The 23086-nt window shown below is 37.6% G+C and carries 18 protein-coding genes and 1 tRNA gene; 9 read left to right on the top strand and 10 right to left on the bottom strand.

The window, feature by feature from the left end; translation table 11 throughout:
- Positions 1–4: 4 nt before the first annotated feature.
- From NXG61_RS00315 to NXG61_RS00295, 5 genes are all read right to left on the bottom strand, one after another.
- The gene (locus tag NXG61_RS00315; protein WP_307222871.1) at positions 5–1831 is read right to left on the bottom strand and encodes a DUF2194 domain-containing protein; all 1827 of its coding nucleotides are present in this window, start codon (positions 1829–1831) and stop codon (positions 5–7) included.
- Positions 1824–2741, bottom strand: coding sequence for a hypothetical protein (locus NXG61_RS00310; RefSeq protein WP_307222869.1), 918 nt, complete (start codon positions 2739–2741; stop codon positions 1824–1826). Before NXG61_RS00310 ends, NXG61_RS00315 begins: the two co-directional genes overlap by 8 nt.
- A gap of 1 nt (position 2742) precedes the next feature.
- A complete protein-coding gene (locus NXG61_RS00305; RefSeq protein ID WP_196605699.1) occupies positions 2743–4875 on the bottom strand; it encodes an NAD-dependent epimerase/dehydratase family protein in 2133 nt (710 codons plus the stop codon).
- Positions 4872–5837, bottom strand: a complete 966-nt coding sequence (locus NXG61_RS00300; protein WP_307222868.1) for an NAD-dependent epimerase/dehydratase family protein — start codon at positions 5835–5837, stop codon at positions 4872–4874. Before NXG61_RS00300 ends, NXG61_RS00305 begins: the two co-directional genes overlap by 4 nt.
- A 291-nt stretch (positions 5838–6128) precedes the next feature.
- Positions 6129–6204 (bottom strand) — tRNA-Gln (locus NXG61_RS00295).
- 243 nt (positions 6205–6447) lie between these two features.
- Here NXG61_RS00295 and NXG61_RS00290 point away from each other — a divergent pair.
- On the top strand, positions 6448–8145 hold the full coding sequence (locus NXG61_RS00290) for a phosphoethanolamine transferase (protein WP_196605697.1): 1698 nt from the start codon (positions 6448–6450) through the stop codon (positions 8143–8145).
- 213 nt (positions 8146–8358) lie between these two features.
- Here the strand turns inward: NXG61_RS00290 and NXG61_RS00285 are convergent, their stop codons facing one another.
- The 3 genes from NXG61_RS00285 to NXG61_RS00275 all read right to left on the bottom strand — a co-directional run bounded on the left by NXG61_RS00285 (position 8359) and on the right by NXG61_RS00275 (position 12978).
- The gene (locus NXG61_RS00285; RefSeq protein ID WP_196605696.1) at positions 8359–8835 is read right to left on the bottom strand and encodes a peptide deformylase; all 477 of its coding nucleotides are present in this window, start codon (positions 8833–8835) and stop codon (positions 8359–8361) included.
- A gap of 7 nt (positions 8836–8842) precedes the next feature.
- A complete protein-coding gene (clpX, locus tag NXG61_RS00280) occupies positions 8843–10159 on the bottom strand; it encodes an ATP-dependent Clp protease ATP-binding subunit ClpX (protein ID WP_196605695.1) in 1317 nt (438 codons plus the stop codon).
- 404 nt (positions 10160–10563) lie between these two features.
- Positions 10564–12978 carry a glycyl radical protein gene (locus NXG61_RS00275; RefSeq protein ID WP_196605694.1) on the bottom strand — a complete coding sequence of 805 codons (2415 nt, stop codon included), beginning with the start codon at positions 12976–12978 and terminating at the stop codon, positions 10564–10566.
- Positions 12979–13340: 362 nt separating this feature from the next.
- Here NXG61_RS00275 and NXG61_RS00270 point away from each other — a divergent pair, with 362 nt between their 5' ends.
- The gene (locus NXG61_RS00270) at positions 13341–14252 is read left to right on the top strand and encodes a glycyl-radical enzyme activating protein (RefSeq protein ID WP_307222867.1); all 912 of its coding nucleotides are present in this window, start codon (positions 13341–13343) and stop codon (positions 14250–14252) included.
- Between the two features lie 48 nt (positions 14253–14300).
- Positions 14301–15050 (top strand): DeoR/GlpR family DNA-binding transcription regulator, encoded by a 750-nt coding sequence (locus tag NXG61_RS00265; protein WP_196605693.1) that lies wholly within the window; start codon positions 14301–14303, stop codon positions 15048–15050.
- Between the two features lie 148 nt (positions 15051–15198).
- Here the strand turns inward: NXG61_RS00265 and NXG61_RS00260 are convergent, their stop codons facing one another.
- Together NXG61_RS00260 and NXG61_RS00255 are read right to left on the bottom strand one after the other, a co-directional pair.
- Positions 15199–16146: a sugar-binding transcriptional regulator gene (locus NXG61_RS00260; protein ID WP_307222864.1), complete on the bottom strand. Its 948-nt coding sequence runs from the start codon at positions 16144–16146 to the stop codon at positions 15199–15201.
- 33 nt (positions 16147–16179) lie between these two features.
- A complete protein-coding gene (locus NXG61_RS00255; RefSeq protein WP_307222862.1) occupies positions 16180–17124 on the bottom strand; it encodes a sugar-binding transcriptional regulator in 945 nt (314 codons plus the stop codon).
- A 224-nt stretch (positions 17125–17348) separates the two neighbouring features.
- Between NXG61_RS00255 and srlA the strand changes: the two genes are divergently transcribed.
- The 6 genes from srlA to NXG61_RS00225 all read left to right on the top strand — a co-directional run bounded on the left by srlA (position 17349) and on the right by NXG61_RS00225 (position 22910).
- Positions 17349–17897, top strand: coding sequence for a PTS glucitol/sorbitol transporter subunit IIC (srlA, locus tag NXG61_RS00250; RefSeq protein ID WP_307222860.1), 549 nt, complete (start codon positions 17349–17351; stop codon positions 17895–17897).
- Positions 17898–17933: 36 nt separating this feature from the next.
- Positions 17934–18953 (top strand): PTS glucitol/sorbitol transporter subunit IIB, encoded by a 1020-nt coding sequence (srlE, locus tag NXG61_RS00245; protein WP_307222858.1) that lies wholly within the window; start codon positions 17934–17936, stop codon positions 18951–18953.
- 131 nt (positions 18954–19084) lie between these two features.
- Entirely contained in the window at positions 19085–20149 is a 1065-nt protein-coding gene (locus tag NXG61_RS00240; protein WP_307222856.1) for a zinc-dependent alcohol dehydrogenase, read from the top strand.
- 32 nt (positions 20150–20181) lie between these two features.
- On the top strand, positions 20182–21168 hold the full coding sequence (locus NXG61_RS00235) for a 2-hydroxyacid dehydrogenase (protein ID WP_307222853.1): 987 nt from the start codon (positions 20182–20184) through the stop codon (positions 21166–21168).
- A 17-nt stretch (positions 21169–21185) separates the two neighbouring features.
- Positions 21186–21554 (top strand): PTS glucitol/sorbitol transporter subunit IIA, encoded by a 369-nt coding sequence (locus NXG61_RS00230; protein ID WP_307222851.1) that lies wholly within the window; start codon positions 21186–21188, stop codon positions 21552–21554.
- Positions 21555–21596: 42 nt separating this feature from the next.
- Entirely contained in the window at positions 21597–22910 is a 1314-nt protein-coding gene (locus NXG61_RS00225) for an NAD(P)H-dependent oxidoreductase (protein WP_307222849.1), read from the top strand.
- Positions 22911–23086: the final 176 nt, after the last annotated feature.

The following is a 23086-nucleotide window of genomic DNA, read 5'->3' as shown; positions in this document are numbered from 1 at the left end:
CGGACTATTCCTCGTCAAAAGTTATGGCAGCTTCACTGCTCTTTATTTTTATATAGTAAGCGTCGTTCTGAATTTTAGTTATATCACAGCCATCATAGCGCCTTATTTTTTTGGTGGAACGCAGTATGTAAGCCGGTTCGTACTGGTAATTCCATGTGTCAATGTGCAAAACATTATTTTTTTCTTGATATTTATAATCCATTGACAGATAATCACCGAAATATTTTAAGGTATCACTGAGTGTCGTGCTGCGCAGCCATATATAGTTATTGGTAAAATATTCCATAAAACGGTCAAATCCATTTTCCATATCACTAAAGCGGTTATTACCATTTTCTTCGTAAAAAATCTCATCAGGATGAACAAAATGGCTGAATATGCCATAGGCATTCAATCCGTTTATAGCACTGTAATACATACTCCTGTCAGGATTATAACCTGCCGATAAGCGCGGAAATTCGAAGGTTCCATCTTCGTTTTGTTTAAAATCCTGATAATAGACTTTTTCAGCGCTGTAATTTCCTTCATACATTGATGCATAGGCCTTTATTGAAGGGAAAATCTTCTTAACAGCAGCCTTTCCCTCAGGACTGAATACATTTGACGGTGGTATGTACGCATGCACTTCGTAACCGGGAAAGGCATCAGCTATATATCGCTTAAGTTCACTTAGAGAGTTTTCCATTTCTTTTTGATTTTCCCATATATTATAGCCAAGATATTTTCTTACACCATATCCTGCACCTACGAGTGATTGATGGTTATAACCGTGGATGCCAAGCTCACCACCGCTGTTCAACAGTTCTCTGCCGTATTTGATAAGGTTTCTCCGTGCATTCTGATCATATATGCGAAAATCCCCAGTTACTTCATCATTATATGTTTCAATTATTGCACCTGTATATTTTAGATCATATTTTTTGGCTGTTTCCAGCATGTAAGGCCACCAGATCCGTTCGTAAAAATCGGCTGTTGCCAGTCCGTATTCAGCATAGATTTTGCTGAAATCTCCATCAGGCACAGGTGCCGGAAAATCATCGATAAATACAGTTTTTGTGGCGCTGACCGGAAACAAAAAATCATCCTGACTTTGAGACAGCAGTGCTGTTAAAATCCCCAAATTCTTTTTCGCATATAGTTCCGTGCCGTTATATACGATAATTTTACCATTGCCCTGCTTTTTTTCCCAGGCAAGCGGCAGGCTGTCGGTGCTTGTGAAATATACACTGGCTGCCGGCTGGAGTTCACAATTGAGGGCATATGTATTGTAGCTGGTGTCGCCTTCTGCCATTTTGAATCCATTGGCACCCAGTAATAAAGTGCTGGTCATATTGATGCCTGCTGCTGTTACTGAACCGTTTACATTGCTGATGCCTAAAGGCTCATAAAGAGCAGGGGCATTTTCGATACCGCCTGTTGTCATAATTTCCAGCGTGCCGCCGTTATCAGCATATTGTCTTGCACTGTTCCACAACACCTCATTGTCAAAACGCTCCGCAGCCCATAATACGGCACTGTAATCTTTAGCCGGAAAAGAACTGCTGTCATTTATGGTGATGACATCAGCATCTTTTTTCATATAGTGTTCTATTTGGGTTTGCAGCCTGTACTTTAAAAACGTCGAGTAAACATTTTCATTGTCATAGATTATCAAAAAACGATCCTTCGTCAAGCGCTTTGCCGAGTCGGGTTCTTTGATATAGGCAGTTACGGCATTTGTCACATTTTTGCTTTTAAATAAATGAAGCAGGACATCCATTCGATTGAATTGAAAAAAAAGCCCCATTGCAAAAATGATTAAAACAGCCAAAAATAGATTCTTCTTATACATTGGCGCTGTCTCCTGTATCCCAATACCGTATCAAGCCGAGCGCATCACTTGAGATGACAGACGGCAGGGCCTTCATCTTTTTTATGGAGCTTTCCAGCTGTTCGCGGTCTCTTTTGCTGGCATATAATTTTATCAGCAGGATATAAGGCCGTTCCGAAAGAGGATAAGCTCTTTCATACCACTGACAGAAATATTCAGCTTTGGATAAATCATTCTGTTTCATTTTCAGCGCGACGGCTTTTTCAAAATAAAGCGATTCCTGTGCCCGTTCCAATATATTGCTTAATACAGTATCATATTTTTCCAGCAAATTCTTTTCTGTTATTTCATCCATAGAGCATACTTTGATATAATTGGCAAGTATTTTTTCATATTTTTTCAAAACATCGGGTGACGCGGATATAGCACCGTCATCATCGTAGATTGTCTTATTCAATTTAAAAATCTCATTTTCCATGCGGTCGACAGTGTTTGTTATGACTGAGACTGCATAATGAGATACTTCTCTGTCATCATCGTGCATCGCAGTAAGGAGCGTATTGTAATCCGTCAATAAATTTTGCCGGATTGTGTTTATCAATATCTCTCTTTTATTTGAGATACCATTTATGGCAATTACATCCTGAATGGGGATCGCGTCTTCATCATAATCGATGAAGTTCATATTTCTGTCAGTATCTTCCGATCGCTGAAGGCTGTAGTCATAGACATTGATGAAATTTTTCTGCGTAAAACGTCTGGACAGCAGTACCTCGGCACAGTAATATATTAGTCCGCCTATCGGGATAAATAAAACTATCGCTCCCATACAGAAAGCCTTCTGCCTGCTCTTTCTGGATAGTATAAAATATACGGCAGCCGCAGCCGCTAAATGTGCTGTTAGAAAAAAGCCCGCTATAATTTCTATCATTTCAATTACCTGCCGGAGATAGTTTTATGTTTTTTTCTAAAAATCTTTTTTGCACTGTGGCTAGCATATCTGTCGGCAGTTCCTCCATTAAAATATACAAAGATTCTCCTGCAATACCGATATAATCTTCATCTCGGGTAGCTTTTTGCAGATAATCGGCCGATTTTTGTATATTTTTCAGACCGTTTTTCAGAACAATGCCGTTTACTTCATCTATTCTAAACTTATAGTAGCTGTCAATACCACGCTGCCGCAAGATTTTCTCTGTTTCAAGAAAAGGCTTTTCTCTCATTATAACAGTGTCTTTGATATATTTCTGGTCATGTGTTTCTCTTTCATATTGTGATGCCTTATCCAATGCTTCTGCTATCATCATACTTATGATACGCATCATTTTTTCATAATGCAGAGAGAAAAATTCAAAAGGAATGGCATATATACCTATCACAGCGATCACCTCATTGCGGACAATCACCGGCACCGCCATATCCGGTATATTTTTTTCAAGTGTTTTATTTACAAAAGTTTCTTTTTTATTCACTACTTTATCAAGATACTCATGATCGGCTACTTTGGCAGAAAGCGGTAAAGCTGCTGTTGCGCTGCCTCTTTTTATTTTTCTACGCAAAAAGATATTGCCATTAGCAGATTTATTAATTGTCGCGACAACTGTATTCTCCGTGCCCATCAATTCAGATACTACCTCTACGGCAGACGTATATATTTTTTCGCTTTCAATGTTGTATAACTTATTTACTGAGTTGTATAGCCAGCCTATGCTGTCGCTTGAGTTGACTATTTGACTGTAAAATTTATTTTTCAGTGCTATTGCTGCGTCATATGCCTTTGTTAAAAATTTTTGTCTGGTGTCCATTTTATTCAGCTCGCGGAGCATATCCTGCAAATGAAAATTGTGTTTGTCGGTAATATAACCTGTAAAAACGGCCATGAATAAATATGCTATCAGATGCATGGTATATTCTATATTATAAAATACAGAAATTACGTCCAGACCCTTTGAATTTATTTTGAACAGGAACAGTGCCATAGATAAAAATGCAGCAATAAGAGACTGTTTTTTGCCATAAATCAGGCCCATTATAAGTATATATATTTGGCTGTAGTCAAGACCGGACATTGCTTCAAAATTATTGACGATATTCAACTGAACGGTGATGAAAAACACTATGGCAAAAAGTATCAAATTTTCCATATATGGACGCAGTGTTCTAAATCGTGAATGCAAATTGGATGACTTTATTGTTTTTTTATCCTTGATTATGGTGTCTTTATACCAAGTCCCTGTGAGCTTTATTCCTTCAAATAAGCTGTATTTGGTTTTTATGTCTAAAATTTTTTTTGCAGCTTCAGTATCTGCTGTAGGGCTGACAGGAGTAAAATCATCTTTTCCTTTTTGGGGTTCATTCCCTGTCAGAACAGCAGAAATTATATGTTTTAAACCTTCCGCCGATATATTGAAATCATCTTCAGCGCAAAGTACAGGGGGCAGTCCCTCTGCGGCAACAACCTTTTTTATTACTTCGGCCGCGTCATTTATGTAAATATAATTTTGGGGATGATATGCTGATATGTTTTCATCTGTCAATTTTTCACCGGAAGACAGAGCGTCAAAAACCGCAGGTATTATTGAAGGGTAATCGCTATGAAGCATACCGGGACCATATACATTAGGCAATTTAATTATAATGACGGGAATTTTGAAGGTTTTGGTCCAATTTTTGCAATATGTCTCCTGCTGGATGCAATGAAAAACATAATCGTTGTCGCATTTCATCATCATGCTGCTTTTGGCATCCGATATGAATATGAATTTTTTTATATTATGGCGGTGGGATAATTCTAAAATATTTAATAATCCGGAAAATTTTTTCTGATAAGAAATCTTAGCAGTATTTACGGAATAAATAACTGTATCAAAATTATATAATTCGAAAAAAGTTTTACAGCTGTTTTCTTCAGCGCTGCACTGTAAAATTTGCGGCTTAAAGGTAAAGGCACAGCCTGATGCATCTTTGCACGTATCTATTATAAAAATTTTATGGCCTTCTTTGTGCAGTTTTTCAGCAAAATGAGAGCCTAAAAATCCACAGCCGCCTACAATTAAAATATTCATTTAATATCACCGCTAATATCACCGCATTGGTGCGCTTCAGCTTTTACTTTTTTGAAATATGCAAAAGTTTTATTTAATCCTTCTGATAAGGAGGTATGCATGTGCCAGTCCAGTTTTTCTATAGCCTTGGTATTATCCAGCATAGAATGGTATATGTCACCGGAGCGCGCTTTGGTATATTTTATAGAAAAATTTTTGTGCGCGATATTGCCGAACAGTGTTATAAGCTGTTTCAGGCTTGTCTGCGTATATGTACTCAAATTATATGTATCATTTGTATTGTCTGTCACAAGAGCCTGTCCCAGACCGGATGATATATCTCCAGCATAAATAAAGTCTCTTGTTTGTCCGCCATCGCCAAAAACAGCAATATCTTGATCATTGGCAATTTGTTTGGCAAAAATACTTATTACACCGCCTTCTCCTCCGTCTCCCTGCCGTTCACCATAAACGTTGGCAAAACGAAATATTATATAATCTATCCCGAAATAGTCATGATAAAGTCGGATGTATTTTTCGGCGGTGACTTTGCTGAGACCATAAAATGATAATGGCGTGGCAAGCGCACTTTCTCGTAAGGGAAGGTTTTCATTGTTGCCGTAAGCTGCAGCAGTTGATGAAAAAATTATACGTGCGACTCCTGTTTGGCATGCACTTCGCAGGATATTTATCATGCCTTCTATATTAAGCTTTTCATCCATAATAGGATCTTTTAAGGACTCAGAAACAGCTGTCTGACCTGCCAGATGAATTATTGAATCAAATTTCTTTTTCTGCATAACCCCGGTGATTTTTTCGTTGCAGATGTCCATTTTGATAAACTCTGCCTCGGAAGGAATGTTTTCTTCTCTTCCGTTGCTTAAATCATCAAGGACGGTGACTTGGTGTCCCAGAGCTAAAAGGTGGGGAACCAGATGGGAACCTATAAAACCTGCACCACCAGTTACTAAAACATTTTGCATCGATAAGAACCTCCTGTTTATAGGATAAATAGAAAAATAAGGATTGCTGCTGGAGCATAGGTGTATCAGCAGTTTTTTTGGCATGAATATATTACATATAAAATTATAATAATTAATATTTGTTTGATAATCATAATTAACTGATATGAATTATACACTAAATTAAATTCACTATCAATTATTTTGTTGTAAATTCTGACAACAATTAAGAATAATTTGCATATTGAAATCGCTGGAATAATATGTTTATATACAAAAAAAGCACCGCATATGCGGTGCTGAAATTACAATTGGCTGGGGTAGCTGGACTCGAACCAACGAATGCGGGATTCAGAATCCCGTGCCTTACCAACTTGGCGATACCCCAATACTTTTGCCGACTTAAATATTATATACAGTTACAAAAAAAAAGTCAAGAAAAAATTTATATCAAATATGTAAAATGAATCCGGCAAAAGTCATATGTAATTAAATGGCAATTTGTCCGGATATATAATATAGAGCTTGTTCGTAATGCTGTATGTGCTATAATATTGATAAATTTCAAGCAGTGTATTTCTTTTCTGAAAAATAAGTATGTTGGTATAGACTGCTGTACTAAGGAGAAAAAATGAATTCAGTCAATGAAAAAATTTTTACGATAATCTTGAAAAAACTCAGTGGCTATGAAGGCTTTATTATTGGTATTTTTATATTCAATTATCTGTCTGTTGGATGGTCATTATGGCAGACAAATAATTTTCTTGTCATGCTTCTTGAGGCTTTGTTTTTATTTGCGGCAATATTGGCATTTACTTTATTACTGGCAGCTGTTCCCTGCCGCTGCATCAGGAAAATTCTGGGCTCATTGATCTTTTATATAAGCGGGGCTTTATGTCTGGCGGAACTTTTTTCTATTTATACATATAATGCTGTTGTAGGACCGGGGATTATAACAGCTCTTCTTGAAACAAACAGTAATGAAGCTTCTGAATTTTTTAAGATGTATATTAACTGGAGTTGGCTGCTTTATTGGCTGTTCTTTTTCACGGCTGCTTACTTGTTGAAAAAAAAGGCATTCTTTCAGTCTGGATTTTTCGCAAAACACAGACGGGGAAGCTTTGTTCCGGTGTTTTTACTTATAAGCGGTATTACTGCCGGTTTTTCACTTCTTCTTTGCTATAAACCGCTAATATTAAGCAATCTGCTCGATATTCCTGCTGTTCGTGTATATGCTGCAGCTCAGACAGCGATCAGCAATATAAGAACATATCAGAATCTTGATCAAGAGATGTCCGCGACCGATGATATAATAGGAAATAACAGTACCATCCCCAATATTGTTTTTATTTTAGGCGAAGCAACTAATAGGAATCATATGCATCTATATGGCTATTCGCTTCCTGACACACCAAATCTCGACGAACTCAGAGCCAAAAATGAGCTGGCTGTATTCACCGACTGCATCAGCCCGCATGCCACCACTGTCGGAGTATTGCGCGAATTGTTCACCTTTTGCAATTATGAGGCGGACAAACCATGGTATGAATATAATAATCTTATTGATGTGATGAATGCTGCCGGTTATAAAACGAATTGGCTGTCCAATCAGGAAAGTTCGGGTATATGGGGGAATGTGGCATTGCTATATGCCAAGCGCAGCGCCTTTCATGAATTTACCAGCATGCGTGAATCACATGAGGATTACGGCACACTGGACGAAGATCTTTTTCCGCTGCTTGACACGGCGATGAAAAATTCTGCCGGGAAAAATTTTTATGTACTGCATTTGATGGGCGGACACAGTCTTTACTATAAGCGCTTCCCATATGCTTTTTCTAAATTCGGCAGGGAAGATATTGTCCGGGATGCAGATGATGATAAGAAGACTGTTTTAGCGCAGTATGCTAATGCGCTATACTATAATGATTATATCGTCAGCGGCATTATTGATAAGTTTCGTTCATTGAATGCCATCGTTATTTATCTACCTGATCATGGTGAGACCGTATATGATGACAATAGCGGCTTTTCTGGACATGTAGAAGAAAATCCAAATCACTATATGCTCGAAGTACCGATGATTATGTGGGCTTCAGATGAATTTAAAAGGACTTACCCGCAGAAGTGGGCATCCGTTACTGCTGCCATTGACAGACCCTATATGACTGACGACATGATCCATACGATACTTGATATAGCTGATATAAAAACAACGGAATATGAGCCTGAAAGAAGCATCATAAATGTTGAATTTGATGCATCGCGGCAGCGCATGGTGCAGGGGCGCAATTATGATACGCAGATACGCTCGGAGGCTGCGCGTTGAGGGGCTGACCGGTGAGAGCTGATAAAGTTTTGAAATAATATGGTGTTTGTTTATATAAATATTATGCATTGCCATAAAATGTGGGATGCCAGATATGGCGGACCAATTCTAAAAGGAGAAATTCATAGAAAAACTGCCCGCTGATTTAAGCTAGGTTTTGAATCTAACTTATTGGCGGGCAGTTTTTTTGTGAAGAAATATAAATGGGGCATTTTAGTCGCGCGGCATGCGGAAGGATTTACTGTCGATGGCTCTCATCGTTGCCAGCACGCCTTCTAGATGGTCATATTCATGTTGGATCAATTCGGACAAGCTGCCTTGCAGATAAAAATTTTTTTTATTTCCTTCTATATCTGTAAAATGGATATTGCATTGTTCATATCGGCGCACTTTAACATAAAGACCCGGCAGAGACATACAATCATCCCAGATTTCCATCATTTTCGGTGTCGGGAATTCCAGACGAGGGTTTATGAATATGATCGGTTCATCGATATTCATGTAAATGACCCTTTTTTTTATACCGATCTGCGGGGCCGCTATTGCGCGGCCGGCATTATTTTTTTGCCGCCAGTCCTGTAATGTGTCGTGCAGGTCTTCTATTAAGCTTTTTATATTTTCAGTCTCAGTGACTGGCCGACTGATGTCATACAGATCACTGCTGCCGAGCAGTAGAATCGGCTTAACCATTTAGCAATCACCCCGCAAAATTATCCTTCTCTTCAACGGAGCTGTCCGGCAGTATTTCTATTTTTGGCTGCTCATTTTTTTCGATACAATCAGCATTGATAACGACCTTGCGGTGAAGTTTTGATTTTGGCAGCTCATACATGAGATCAAGCATGGCATCCTCAAGAATTCCTTTAAGACTGCGTGCGCCTGTTTTTCTGGCAATAGCTTTTCTGGCTACTGCGCGCAGGGCTTCTTCTGTGAAATCGAGCTCTACATTATCGACAGACATTAATTTTTCGTATTGTTTGACAGGTGCGTTTTTCGGTTCGGTCAATATACGCAGGAGCGCATTTTCGTCGAGTGTTTCCAATGTGCAGATAATAGGCAACCGTCCGATTATTTCCGGAATGATACCGAATTTCATAAGATCTTCCGGGGTTACTTTTCTGATAAGCTCATCATACTTTGGTTCTTTATTTTTATTTTGAACCTGAGCACCGAAGCCGATAGCTGAATCGTCCTTTTTCAAACGTTTTTCTATAAGTTTGTCGATGCCCACAAAAGCGCCGCCGACTATGAAGAGTATATTAGTAGTGTCTACTTTTGTAGTTGGGGCTTCTGGATGTTTGCGCTGCCCTCTTGCCGTAAATTCCACTACACTGCCCTCAAGCATTTTGAGTAAAGCCTGCTGAACGCCTTCATGCCCGGGATCGGCTGTTATGGAGTTGTTTTCACCGGATTTTCGGGCGATCTTGTCAAATTCGTCTAAATAGATTATGCCATGCTCTGTCTTCTCAATGTTTTTATCGGCGGCATAATAAAGATTTCTCACGGCAACTTCAACGTCAGCGCCCACAAAACCGGCTTCGGTCAAACTTGATGCATCTGTAACGGCAAAAGGTATATCAAGAAGCTTGGCCAGGTGAGAAAGCAAAGCCGTTTTACCGCAGCCGGAAGGACCGAGCATGATGACGTTCGATTTTTCGATTTCGACATTATCGCCATTGTCCATGCATTTCATTCGTTTATAATGATTATAAACAGCCACAGATAGAATTTTTTTTGCATGGTCCTGATTGACGATATATTCATCAAGATAATTTTTTATAATATGCGGTTTATTTTTATCAAGAACGGCATCTAAATCGTTTATAAATTTCTGACGGACAACTTTTGCACTTTCTTCTTCATTATCACTAATTAATTGATAAATTTCCTTTATGCAATTTTTACAAATGGCAAATCCAGTTTGGGGATCAAAAATAGGCAGATCATATTGATTTGTGATCTTTATATTGCGTTTACAAAAACTGCATGTATGGTGCAAATCATTTTGGGCCATATCCATTCCTTCTTTCTATGAAGCAGTATTAAACTTATTTTTCGTTAAAAATGGTGAATATAACAGAGCTTTGTGCTGTAAAAGTTCCGTAAAATATAGTATAGCAGAATAAAGCCGATAGTGTAAATAATAATTAATTAAATTGTATTCATGACCGCAGCTGTGCCTTTTTTTATTCATATATGTTTGAGATAATAATTTTTTACAATAAAATGCCCCAGACCGGACAATGCAGGATTTCATTGTCCGGTCTGGGGCAAACACGGCAAATTGATATTTTGCTCCCATAAAATAGATAATGTCTGGAATTTTGATAAAGGTAAAAATACATAGATTTGAACGAACAAGGAATATTAATTGAAAACATTCAGCAGATGAGAAAAATAACTGACATAACAACCCGGCTACAAGGATTGTTCCGTTCTATCAATAATATCATCTTGTGTTGCTCTGGACAGATCATTGAAGAAAGCGCTGTAGCCGGCAACTCTGACTATCAGATCTTTATGATCTTCCGGATGGTCCTGCGCATTTAATAATGTTTCTTTCGAAACAATATTGTATTGGACATGATAACCGTGCAAACGATTGAAAAATGTTTTTATAAGCATTTCTAACTTTTGTTTATTTTTTTCGGAAGACAGCATCATTGGCGTCATCTTTTGATTTAATAAAACACCGCCGGTGATTTTATCCGTCGGCAATTTTGTTACGGATTTAAACACTGCCGTCGGACCGTTTTTATCTGAATTGTGGGAGGGGGAGCAGCCTTCAGCCAATGGTTCGTGGGCTGTTCTGCCGTCCGGGGTTGCCATTGTTCCCATACCCTGCCCGACATTGGCAGAAATCGAAGATGTGCCGCCGTAACGAATGCCGCCAATCGGGCCTCTGTCATGTCTCGTATTAGGATATTTTCTTATTTCATCCAGATATGAATCATACGCTTCTACGATCAAATTATCTACATAATCAATATCGTTGCCATATTTAGGTGCATCATAAATTAACATGGCTTGAATTTTTTTGCTGTCAGGAGACTGAAAGTTATCTGTGATGGCATCCCAAAGCTGCTTGGCTGTAATTTTCTTTTCATCGAAAACTAATTTTTTAATAGCCGCCAATGAATCAGCCATATTGGCAATACCGACCTGCAGACCAGAGATAAAGTCGTAAATTGCGCCGCCTTCTTTAATTGTTTTGCCTCTGCCGATACAATCATCTGTGAGCAGTGAGCAAAGAACATCGGGAACATCACGTTCGGAGGCTTTATCAATAGCATTTTCAATAATGACACTGTAACGTGTTATTTCACGGACTGTTTTATCCCAGGAGGACAGCAATTGTTCATAGGAAGTCATTTCTGTAAAATAACCATAACCCTTGGTGAATTTTTTACCGGAGGTCATATCAACGCCATTATTCATACTGCAAAGAAGTACTCGCGGAAAGTTTATATATGACATACCTGTGCAGCGGTAACCCCATTTTCCGGGGACGGCAGTTTCTACACAGCCAATTGCACTATAATTATAGGCATCATCCTCGTTTACGCCCCAATTAATAAATGACGGAATAATTATTTCGTCATTATTGAATGCGGGCATGCCGAAACCAAGTTTCATAACTTCAATGCATTCGTCAAAAAAATTTTTGTTGAGGTTTTTATGATAACGTACTGTTAGATTTGGCTGTGTCAGACGGGTCTGGGCAATTGATTGCAATACGATAAAGGAAAGTTCGTTTACCGCATCAGTTTTGTCGGTCGTCTGGCCGCCGATGGTCACATTCTGGTACATAGGACTTCCGGCTGAACTGAATGTGTGTGCTTGAGAACGAACTTTATTGATGGTCAGAGTTTTTATCCAGAGACAGGTCAGAAGCTCCAGCACATCTGTTTTTGTAATACGTTTTTTGTCTATATCTTTTATAAAAAAAGGATACATATATTGATCAAAGCGACCATACGACAAGGAATGGCCATTCGATTCTATCTGAAGAATAAGTTGAATGAACCATACGGATTGGATCGCTTCACGAAAAGAGGCTGCCGGTTCATATGGTACTTTAGAGCAAATTCTTGATATTTCCGTGAGTTCGGCTTTTCGCTGTAAATCGGTTTCCTTAGCAGCCTGTTCTGAAGCCAATTTTGAATATCTGAGAGAAAAATTTCGAATTGAAGCTATGACAATCAGAACAGCTTTATAGAATATATATTTATCGATACTGTTAGGGTCTGTGAGATCAAGTTCAGCTTTTAATTTTTTTGTGCGTTCTTCATAGCCGGCTAAACCATCGGAAAGCAATTTGCTATAGTTTACGGACAGATGAGCGTCGCCCGCATTTAATTTACCTTCCATTCCGAAGATACCCGTTTCCATAAAGATACTTACCTCATTAGGAAGAAGTGCTTCTCCTCTTGCACGCAAGTTGTTATTTTTCCAAAAGGGTGCAACAGTTCGAAGCTGTTCCTTGGTTTTTTCTGTTATATAGAACACATCTCCATCACGTTTTTCAAATTTATCCAGCTCGTCAATGACAAAATCCATCGTATACTCCGGAAAAATTGGAGCATTGCGGTTCTTGGTACTCTGGTTGCCGGCCAGCAGTGTTTTATTTTCAATATAGATAGTCATTTTTTCTAAAATATTTTGCAGCATGATGGCCCGCTTTATCACATTTTGCTGGTTGAGATTGGCTTTATAGGATTCTGTTGCAAGAATAGCTCGTTCGGCATCAATATACGGTTTTTCATCTAAAACCTCTTCACGAAAATTTTGCATACGTTCGGTCAGGATACCAAAATGGTCGTTGTTTTTCATTTGCTTACCTCCGTTTATTTGACAGAAAATTGCGCATTATGCCTGTGCAGACTTAGCTTTTTAATGGCCGATGAAAAATTTTGCTGAGTAGCTTATATTATTTGTTTACTTAATATTGAGAAAATTTTACTACTATTAAAAAGCTGTGCTCTCCTTTTTAGACATTATAATATTCTTATTTCATTTGTAATTAAATATTAGCATTTATTAATTTTTATGTCAATATATAATATAATTAATTTCATTAATAATTAAAATAAGGAATGTGTTATAATGATATTATATTTGGTAAAAATTTTAATAGATATAAGGCAAAATGAGATAGTCGTTAAAAGTAGAATATTAAATTGAAAGGTCAGGTTATGAACACTAAAAACACACCATCAGGTGTTATTTTTAATATTCAAAAATTTAGCACTGATGATGGTCCGGGAATACGGACGACAGTTTTCTTCAAAGGATGTCCGCTTTGCTGTCAATGGTGTGCCAATCCGGAAAGTCAATACTCTGCCATACAAATTCTTTGGGATTCAGATAAGTGCGTTCGCTGTTATCATTGCAGTGATATTTGTCCTCAAAAGGCCATTTCATGGGAAAAAAATAAAGTTTATATAAATGCTGAAAGGTGTGCAGAATGCGGAACATGCATCATGGAATGTCCGGAAAAAGCCTTGAAATGTGAGGGCGAAATAATGTCCGTTGATGAAGTAGTGCGAATTTGTCTGCAGGATCATGAGTTTTATGAAGAAAGCAATGGGGGGGTTACTCTTTCGGGCGGAGAGGTTTTAAGCCAGCCGGAGTTTGCTGCAGCGCTGATTCAAAAACTTAGGGATGAAAATATTCACATCGCGGTCGAAACATCCGGTTATGCACCTTCTGATGTATTTGTGCATGTTGTTAAGAATGCGGATTTGATCCTTTTTGATCTTAAACATTGGGATTTGGGTAAACACACAGAAGGGACTGGCGTCTCAAATGAGTTGCCGTTGGCTAATATAAAAACAGCTATTAATATGGGGAAAATAGTTTTGCCTCGAATTCCTGTCATCCCAGGCTATAATGACAAGACAGAGGATGCTGTCGGGTTTATTGGAAGATTGAGAGAAGTTGGGGCCGAAAGAGTTCAGCTTCTGCCTTTTCATCAGTATGGTCAAAAAAAATATAAAATGCTGAATAGAAAATATGCTTATAGGAATGTGTCTGCCTTGCATAAAGAAGATTTAAAAGACTTTCAAAAACAATTCATAAAAAATGATATAGCTGCCTTTTTTTAATTTCATTTGAAATTTAAATAAACGGCATACTATGAAAAGGATAATTAAATGAAAAATATTTTAAATGATATTTTAGAAATTCTGATTGCTTATAAAAAAATAGATGTTGTCGAGTTATCTAAAAAATTGCAGATTTCTCAAGTGACAATACGTAAATATTTGACAAAACTTGAATCTACCGGGATGGTGAAACGTGAGCATGGATATGCTGTTTTACATAACGAAGATGATATTGCCGGGAGGCTGGCGTATCATTACAATTCAAAGATAAAAATTGCTAAACGGGCTGTCGAGCTAGTCAAGGACGGTGATACAATCATGATTGAAAATGGCAGCTGTTGTGCCTTGCTGGCATTAGAACTTGCCGCTGTCAAAAATAACCTGACAATTGTGACCAATAGCACTTATATTGCTAAAAGCCTGCGTCAACGGCAAGCTTCATTTCAAATCATTATCTTGGGTGGACTTTATCAAGAAAAATCGGAATGTCTTGTCGGTCCGATGATTCGTGCTAATGCAGAAAATTATAATGTCGAATTTTTCTTTATCGGGACGGACGGATATAATAGAAACAGTGGTTTTGCAAATAAAGATCAAATGAGATCACAGGCTGTTCGAGATATGGCAAACTCCTGTGATAAATTAATTATTCTTACTGAAAGCGAAAAATTTGGGCTGCGCGGTACAATTCCTTTAAATATAAAAAATATACCTCAGATACTTATTACTGATAGTAAAATTCCTAAAGATATATTTGACGAACTGCGGCAAAGAGACGTTCAGGTGATAACTGTCTAGTATCAAGGTTGGTATTTAACCAAATACTGTGCAGTGAAAATTGATATGATATTTTTTTAATATAACAAATAATTGAGTTCATTAACATAAAAAATGACACTAACCATATATAATGGATTGGTGTCATTTTTTGTCTATATTTAGATATTTAATAGTAATTTTGGAGCAATGAATTTGCAGTGGACTCATTTGTAATGAAACTATTTAGATACTTATATTTTAAAGAGACATAGGCACTTGGAATTTTTTCTCTATCATAGGATATCCCCAAAACTTCCGGGATTGATTTTAGGTTTTTTAAACCGATACCGATGGTTTTTGCGCTAAACTCAGAATTGATTTCCTGCCCAGATTGATTGAAGAAATAGGAAGTAATGTCACCGATAACATTTGATTGTGCTAGTTCACGGACGTCTGTTTCTGAAAGATAGCCAATTTTGCTTAATGTAGCTGATTGGTTAGCTATACCAAGACCGACTATGGCTAAATCAACGTTTTTGGCCTGCATCAGAGTTTGGTGTATTTCAGGTATTTGTAAAAGGCTCTCTTTCATTTCGTGTGAGGTAGCAATAAATGGAGAATATAAATAAGCGTAGTCACACATAAGCTTTTTAGCTAAAAGCAAGGCTAGATCATTAGAATGAATATTTTTCGACGAAGCACCAATACCGCCTATTAAGGGTATTATTTTCAGATGTGCAAAGGGATGATAAGGAAATTCTTCCACTAAACTGGACATGGTATTACCCCAGCCAATTCCCAGAGATGCTATAGTGGAAAACCGTTGAAGTAAATAAAGAACGGTCACTTTCATAATAGCTGCTTTTTCCAACACTAGGGTATGATTTGATGGGACAACTTTCACATATGTTAAGCTAAATTTACGCTTGAGATCTGATTCCAATTTTATTGTATTGCGGGTTTCATTCTCAATATAGAAATCTATGATTCCAATATCACGGGCGCGTTGAAGCTGCTTTGACACCACAGGACGGGATATTCCTAATTTGCCTGCAATTTCTTCATGTGTCCAACCATCAATATAATACCAGGTAGCAAGCTTAGTTAACTGACGTTTTTCTATCCAGGTCAGCAAAGCAAAACCTCCTTTAAAGGCGTAATAACAGATTTAGTTTGCAGTAAGAATTGCAGCGGCTAAATCGCTATCTATGACTAATGTGTTAATGTATTGCCCTTTCAGTGCACCAAGGACGGCGTCTTTCTTCTGCAAACCATAAGCAATTGCCATAACATTTTTAATGTTTTTTAGAGAAGATAATGTGATGCCGACGACTTTTTTATTAAATTTGGACTGTATTTCTATGCCATTGTTATCAAAATACATACATCCTATATCACCAACAGCTCCTAAAGAATGCAAAAGATCCCAGCTGTTTTTTTTCAAATAGCCTACTTCTCTCATTGTAGAGGCTCGGGTAATGTCACCTATGCCAACAATAGCCAAATCTACAGATCTGCCTTTTTCCAAAATGTCAGCAATAGCTTGAAGAGAAGATAGTTGATTTTTTAAATCGAAGCTTTGCGTTATTGCCGGCGCATAAAGTTGAGAATAATTGCAAGAAAAATGTCGAGCCATTTCCAAGGATAATGCATTGGAATGAATCTCAAGATTTGTTGCCCCGATTCCTCCGCATAATGGAACGATATGTAAATCTTTATTATCTTGATATGGTAATTCCTGAATAAAGCGCCACAATGCTTTTCCCCAAGTCAATCCGATTGATTTTAAATGATGTAGATTATTTGTTACATAGAAGGCAGCTGCTTTAGCGGCCTCATATTCAATCATACTCAAATCTTTACCAAAAGATGGAACGACAATTACCTCCTGGAGAGAAAATTGTCGTTCTAAAGTACGTTCCAGATTTACCGTGTATGCGGTTTCATCCTTGAAAAAATATTTGACTAACCCAAGCTTTCTGCCTTTATTTATTTTTCGCGAAATAATAGTATTGGATACACCAAATTGCCGGGCAATTTCGGATTGTGTCAAGCCTTCTGCAAAGTGTAAGGTCAGTATCTGAATTAAATTTACTTTTTCAATTTCTTCCATCAGGAAAATAAAAACCTCCGACGCAAAATATTCAGCACAAATAATATTATATATTTTTTAAATATTATTTAATTTCAAGTTATTGACATATTCATTATATCATGCTGTTCTCTTTGTGTAAATTGTTCTATACAAGAACATTTTACACAACTGGGCCAAGTTGTGATTACCGCGGTGATAATATTTACGGAGAATTTTGAATTTACTGCGAGGAGGAATTAAAAATGGACATACTGGTAGAATTGTCATCGGGCTTTATTGGGATGTTTCAAGCAGGGGCGACGACATTTGTCGGATTGGTAACGGGGATTGTTCCTTTACTGATTTCACTGATTTTAACCGTTAATGCATTAATTAAACTAATAAATGAAGAACGAGTATTTCGTTTCATGCAAAAGTGTACACGATTTTTTGTCTTAAGATATACGGTGATACCTTTTTTATCTGTTTTTTTTCTCACTAATCCAATGTGTTATACATTTGGAAGATTTTTAAAGGAAGAACATAAAGCGTCATATTATGATGCTACTGTTTCAATGGTTCATCCTATTGTAGGCCTTTTTCCTCATGCCAATGCGGCAGAATTGTTTGTTTATTTGGGAATTGCACAGGGATTTGCACAGGTTGGTAATCAGAGTGAATTAGCAATCCGCTATCTATTGGCAGGGTTTATTGTTATTTTTATTCGTGGTGTTGTGACAGAAAAGATTAATAAATTTTTATCTAAGAGGCAAGAGGGAAAGAGTAATATAGTTGCGGATCAGGTAATTTAAGTAGAATGAATAGTTTTGATATCAGGGGGGATTGACGTGAGTAAATATCAAAGTGTCAGAGTGCATCAAGGTAAAGGCGGATGGGGCGGACCTTTTGTCCTTATACCTGATGATCAGAAGAAATACGTTATTTCTGTAACAGGTGGAGGAATTCATCCTGTAGCGCAAAAAATTGCTGAGATGACAGGAACAACAGCTGTAGATGCTTTTAAAAATCCTGTTGAAAAGGAAGAAACCTTATGTGCCGTTATTGATTGCGGTGGGACAGCCCGGTGTGGAACTTACCCGAGGCTTCGCATTCCGACGGTTAATATAAAACTTCAGGCTCCTTCAGGGCCTTTAGCAAAATTTATGACGGAAGATATTTTTATTTCGGGGACAACGGTTGATGATATTGAATTACTAAGTGAAGATAAATCTACGGAGAAATTTGCTATAAATTCTGATCATGGTGTACAAATACAGGATGGGCACTATAAGGACAGTATAAATACAGATAATCAGCAAGCAACTGCGGATCAAAGAAGGGGAGTTATTGGTTTCATTGATCGAATTGGCAGGGCCGCGGGGAACTTTATCAACATTATGTATCAAGCCGGAAGAGAAACAATCGATACGGTAATGACCAATATTTTACCATTTATGGCCTTTGTTGCAACCTTAATTGGGATTATCAATTATACGGGTTTAGGAAATCTTATTGCTACCGGACTTTCACCTTTGGCGGGCAGTTTAATCGGTCTGATTATCCTTGGAGTAATTACAAGTCTGCCATTTTTGTCCCCATTGCTTGCGCCGGGTGCGGTTATTGCCGCAGTTATTGGCATTTTGATTGGAAGTGAAATAGCAAAAGGAACTATTCCGGCTCACTATGCATTGCCGGCTTTGTTCGCAATTAATTCACAAGTCGGATGTGATTTTGCACCAGTAGGTATGACACTGGGAGAAGCAAAACCCAAGACTATTTCAACAGGAGTACCCGCAATACTTTTTTCACGGATTATCACAGGACCAATAGCTGTTGCGATTGCTTATCTATGTTCCTTTGGATTATGACATTTTGTAATAATAAAAAATTTGAATATATCTTGATTTAACAATGAATGGTGACTAGTGATTTTATATGGAAATGGATAAAGCTGGTGTATAAGATCACTAGTTAATAAAAATTTTAAGGAGAAATTAAAATGATACCTGAGAAAATTAAGTTTGGCTGCTTAACAAAAAAAGGAATGGCTGAAGTGCATGAGCGCAGTCTTCCTCAGCTAAAAGCGGATGAATTGCTGGTGAAGCAGGAAGTTTGCAATATCTGCACGACAGATTATCAGCAATGGCAAGGTTTGAGAGAGCATCAGGGATATCCTATGGCTGGTGGTCACGAATGTTCAGGAATTGTTGTGGATAAGGGAAGTGATATTGGCAATACGTTTGAAGTTGGTGATCGTGTCAGTATCTTGTATGATTATTGTGGTATTTGCAGTCAATGCAAAATGGGTGAGATAACAAACTGTGAGAATATAAAAATGTTTGGCAAAAATTATTCAAATGAATATTATGGATTGTTTGGTTTTGCTACATATTTTATTAGAAAGGCAAAAAGCTTTGTTAAAATGAATCCCAAATTGAGACCGGAGGAGGCTGCATTTGTTGAACCATTGGGTTCCGTTCTGCAAAATATGAAAAAATTGCGGCTTCGTCCTGGAAAGGATACTGTGGTCGTAATCGGAGCTGGAACAATGGGATTGCTGAATGCCGCTGTTGCAAGAGCCATGGGAGGAAGAGTCATTGTTTCAGAAATGATGGACAAAAAAATAGATATAAGCCGGCGGATGGGATTTGAAGTAATTAATGCCAAAGAAGAAGATCCGGTGGAAAAAGTTATGGAATTTACGAATGATCTTGGCGCTGATGTCGTTATATTGGCGGTAGGAGCGACAGCTGCGAATAATCAGGCACTTAAAATGATAAAAAAAAGAGATGCTAAAATATCTTTGTTTGCAGCGGGATATCCGGCTCCCCAAATGGATATTGACCCGAATATGATTCATTATAAAAAAATTGAAGTGATTGGTACTTTTGGTTCCAGTCTGGAAGATTATAATGATGCAGCCGGAATGTTAAATGAAAAACGTATAGATGTATCGTTGCTGATCGAAGAGCGAATTTCCTTGGACAAAATACAGGAAGCCTTTGAAAAAGCTAATTCCAATAATTACAGAATATCGGTTATGCTTCAGCAAAAAACAGTTTGAAACAAAGAAAGGTGAACAGGATGCTAAAATGTTTGGCTATTGCAGATTCATTTATCAATAAAAATATGATGGAAAAAGGGTTGTCAAAACTGTCGCAAGAGGGAATAAAAATCGAAATCAGAACATGGGAGCACATCAATTTAGAAGAACTGCAAAAAGATAATATTATTCTTGAGAAACAAGGAAGCGAAGCTGTTTTACTGCCTCCTGATCTAATTACCGGAATATCTGATTTCGATATGATTATCACGCAGTTTGCCCCCGTCGGAAAACAGATAATCGACAAAGCAGATAAATTGAAATTTATAGGCGTATTGCGCGCTGGTGTAGAAAATGTCAATAGTATATATGCAAGAAAGAAAGGCATCACAGTATTTAACACTATGGGACGCAGTAATACAAGTGTATCCGAGTTTACAGTGGGGCTCATTTTGGCAGAAATAAGAAATATTGCACGTGCCCATAGAACAATGAAAGCGGGAAAATGGGAGAAGCGATATCCCAATGGTATACTGGCACCGGAATTAAAAAGATCAATTGTCGGACTCATCGGATATGGTGCTATTGGACGCTGTGTGGCAGATCTTATCAGACCGTTTGGCAGCAAAATAATTTTTTATGATGATTATTTCAAGGGAGATACACAAGACATACAGGTGTCACTGGATGAATTGGTTGAAACAGCAGATATTATTTCGATGCATTATCGGTTAACGCCAGAAACGAAATATATGCTTAATAAAGCACATTTTAGGAAAATGAAAAAAAATGCAGTGGTTATCAATAGCGCAAGAGCGGGATTGATTAATGAACAGGATCTGATTGATGCCTTGCATAGTAAAGTTATTGCCGGCGCTGCGATTGACGTTTTTGAGAAAGAACCATTGCCGGAAAATCATCCATATTTGACTTTGGATAATATAACGATTACTCCTCATATTGCAGGCTCAACTATTGGCAATTTTGGCAATTCACCAAATATTTTAGCTGACCGGATAATAAATGAATACTTACAATAGCTTAGGAGAATATTTCAATGAAATATTGCAGCGTTATCACTCGGTGGGGAAATGAGGCCATGCAATTCCTGAATAATGAAGATTTACAATGTATCATTATTTTCAATGAAGGCGCACCAGAGGAATTAGCTGATATGGCAATTTTGCATGAACCCGCTCCAATATTAAAAGAAATCAAAGTTGGCGATATTATAGAATTATGTGGTAAACATTTAAAAATATCAGCTATCGGAGAGGAAGCTATGGAGACATTGCGTGATTTAGGGCATTGTACTTTGAGCTTTAAAGGAGGCTCTAAACCTGAAAGACCAGGATGTATCATGTTGGAAGGAAAACCAGTTGTTCCCGGTGATTTTTATATAGGCGGATATATAAAAATTTATTGATGTTGAAGACATTAAAATTATATAAGGTTAAGGTGATTGATTATGTTGAATATGGACCAAAAATTAATAAAACGTCAAGAAGAAGGTAAAATTATTTGCACTGGAATAGTTGGTGCTGGTCAAATGGGCCGAGGCATGGTGACTCAGATGGCAATAATGCAGGGAATTACTCCGGCAATTGTTTCTGATATCAAAATTGAAAATGTAATTAATGCATTTCATTACGCAGGTATTTCTGATGAGCAAATTGCCGTTGCCAAAACTTTAAAGGATGTCAATAAATATATGGAGATGGGCAAATTTGTGGCTACTGATAATTCTGATTTGATAGCACAGGCAAATTTGGTGGAATGTGCCATTGATGTGACCGGTGTCCCGGAAGTAGGAGTAAAAATTGCAATTGATTCTATAAATAATGGAAAACATGTTGTAATGATGGATGTCGAAACAGATGTAGTAATAGGTCCGTATCTTAAAAAGCTTGGAGATAGAAATGGTGTCATTTACACAGGTTCTGCCGGAGACGAACCTGGTGCTGTTATGGAACTTTACTCTTTCGCCAAGGCTATGGGAATGCAGGTAAAAGTAATGGGAAAGGGTAAAAATAATAAACTTGACTATGCTTGCAATCCAGATACGGTAATGGAAGAAGCAACCCGTAGAAAAATGAGCCCAAGAATGCTTTGCGCATTCAAGGATGGCACTAAAACAATGGTGGAGATGACAGCAATGTCAAATGCAACAGGTCTCATTCCTGATGTTGTCGGCGGACATGGACCTGTTGCATCGCCTAATGAAAGATGTAAAGAATTAAATAGCCTCTTCCGTTTGAAAAAAGACGGGGGTATATTAGATAAACATGGGGTAGTAGAGTATGTAAATGGCATAGCTCCGGGTGTATTTGTAACAGTTGCCACAGAAAATGAAGAAATTGCCTATCAAATGCAGTATCATAGTATGGGAGATGGACCATTATGGACATTATATCGCCCCTATCATCTGTGTAATTTAGAAACTCCACTCACAGTTGCTAAGGCTGTAATCGATAGAGAGCCTACAATTATTCCTATTGATGGATCTGTCAGTGAGTGCATAACAGTGGCTAAAAAAGATCTTAAAGCCGGTGAGACCATTGATGGAATTGGCGGCTATACAACTTATGGATCTATTGCAACAGCTGAAGAAACTTTGAAGAATGAATATGTAATATATGGTTTGATCAATAAAAAAGCTCGTATGAAAAAAGATGCTAAAAAAGGTCAGTTATTGACTGCCGATATGATAGACTTAGATACTAGTACACAGCTTTATAAAGTTCGTAAAGAACAGGAAGCTATGTATAACGGCAAATGCTGAGATAAATTTTTAAGAAGTAAGGGATAGGGTAACAAATCTTTCAAAAAGGATAATCGGCTCATAATTTCATTTTAATGACCTTATGCACAAAATGAAATTATGGGTTGATTTAGTATATGATGATATAATTATATAGGCGGATAAACCTATCCTCACAATTAACAGGTTAAGAAAAG

It is taken from the genome of Pectinatus haikarae (genome assembly GCF_050916305.1).
GTDB lineage: Bacteria > Bacillota > Negativicutes > Selenomonadales > Selenomonadaceae > Pectinatus > Pectinatus haikarae.
Note: the sequence above shows the minus strand (reverse complement) of the source record. Positions and strands in the feature narration are given on the sequence as shown.

Excerpts from the sequence above, each read along its gene's own strand:
- NXG61_RS00315 (WP_307222871.1), bottom strand. The coding sequence starts at position 1,831 with ATGTATAAGAAGAATCTATTTTTGGCTGTTTTAATCATTTTTGCAATG.
- NXG61_RS00310 (WP_307222869.1), bottom strand. The coding sequence starts at position 2,741 with ATGATAGAAATTATAGCGGGCTTTTTTCTAACAGCACATTTAGCGGCT.
- NXG61_RS00305 (WP_196605699.1), bottom strand. The coding sequence starts at position 4,875 with ATGAATATTTTAATTGTAGGCGGCTGTGGATTTTTAGGCTCTCATTTT.
- NXG61_RS00300 (WP_307222868.1), bottom strand. The coding sequence starts at position 5,837 with ATGCAAAATGTTTTAGTAACTGGTGGTGCAGGTTTTATAGGTTCCCAT.
- NXG61_RS00290 (WP_196605697.1), top strand. The coding sequence starts at position 6,448 with ATGAATTCAGTCAATGAAAAAATTTTTACGATAATCTTGAAAAAACTC.
- NXG61_RS00285 (WP_196605696.1), bottom strand. The coding sequence starts at position 8,835 with ATGGTTAAGCCGATTCTACTGCTCGGCAGCAGTGATCTGTATGACATC.
- clpX (WP_196605695.1), bottom strand. The coding sequence starts at position 10,159 with ATGGCCCAAAATGATTTGCACCATACATGCAGTTTTTGTAAACGCAAT.
- NXG61_RS00275 (WP_196605694.1), bottom strand. The coding sequence starts at position 12,978 with ATGAAAAACAACGACCATTTTGGTATCCTGACCGAACGTATGCAAAAT.
- NXG61_RS00270 (WP_307222867.1), top strand. The coding sequence starts at position 13,341 with ATGAACACTAAAAACACACCATCAGGTGTTATTTTTAATATTCAAAAA.
- NXG61_RS00265 (WP_196605693.1), top strand. The coding sequence starts at position 14,301 with ATGAAAAATATTTTAAATGATATTTTAGAAATTCTGATTGCTTATAAA.
- NXG61_RS00255 (WP_307222862.1), bottom strand. The coding sequence starts at position 17,124 with ATGGAAGAAATTGAAAAAGTAAATTTAATTCAGATACTGACCTTACAC.
- srlA (WP_307222860.1), top strand. The coding sequence starts at position 17,349 with ATGGACATACTGGTAGAATTGTCATCGGGCTTTATTGGGATGTTTCAA.
- NXG61_RS00240 (WP_307222856.1), top strand. The coding sequence starts at position 19,085 with ATGATACCTGAGAAAATTAAGTTTGGCTGCTTAACAAAAAAAGGAATG.
- NXG61_RS00230 (WP_307222851.1), top strand. The coding sequence starts at position 21,186 with ATGAAATATTGCAGCGTTATCACTCGGTGGGGAAATGAGGCCATGCAA.
- NXG61_RS00225 (WP_307222849.1), top strand. The coding sequence starts at position 21,597 with ATGTTGAATATGGACCAAAAATTAATAAAACGTCAAGAAGAAGGTAAA.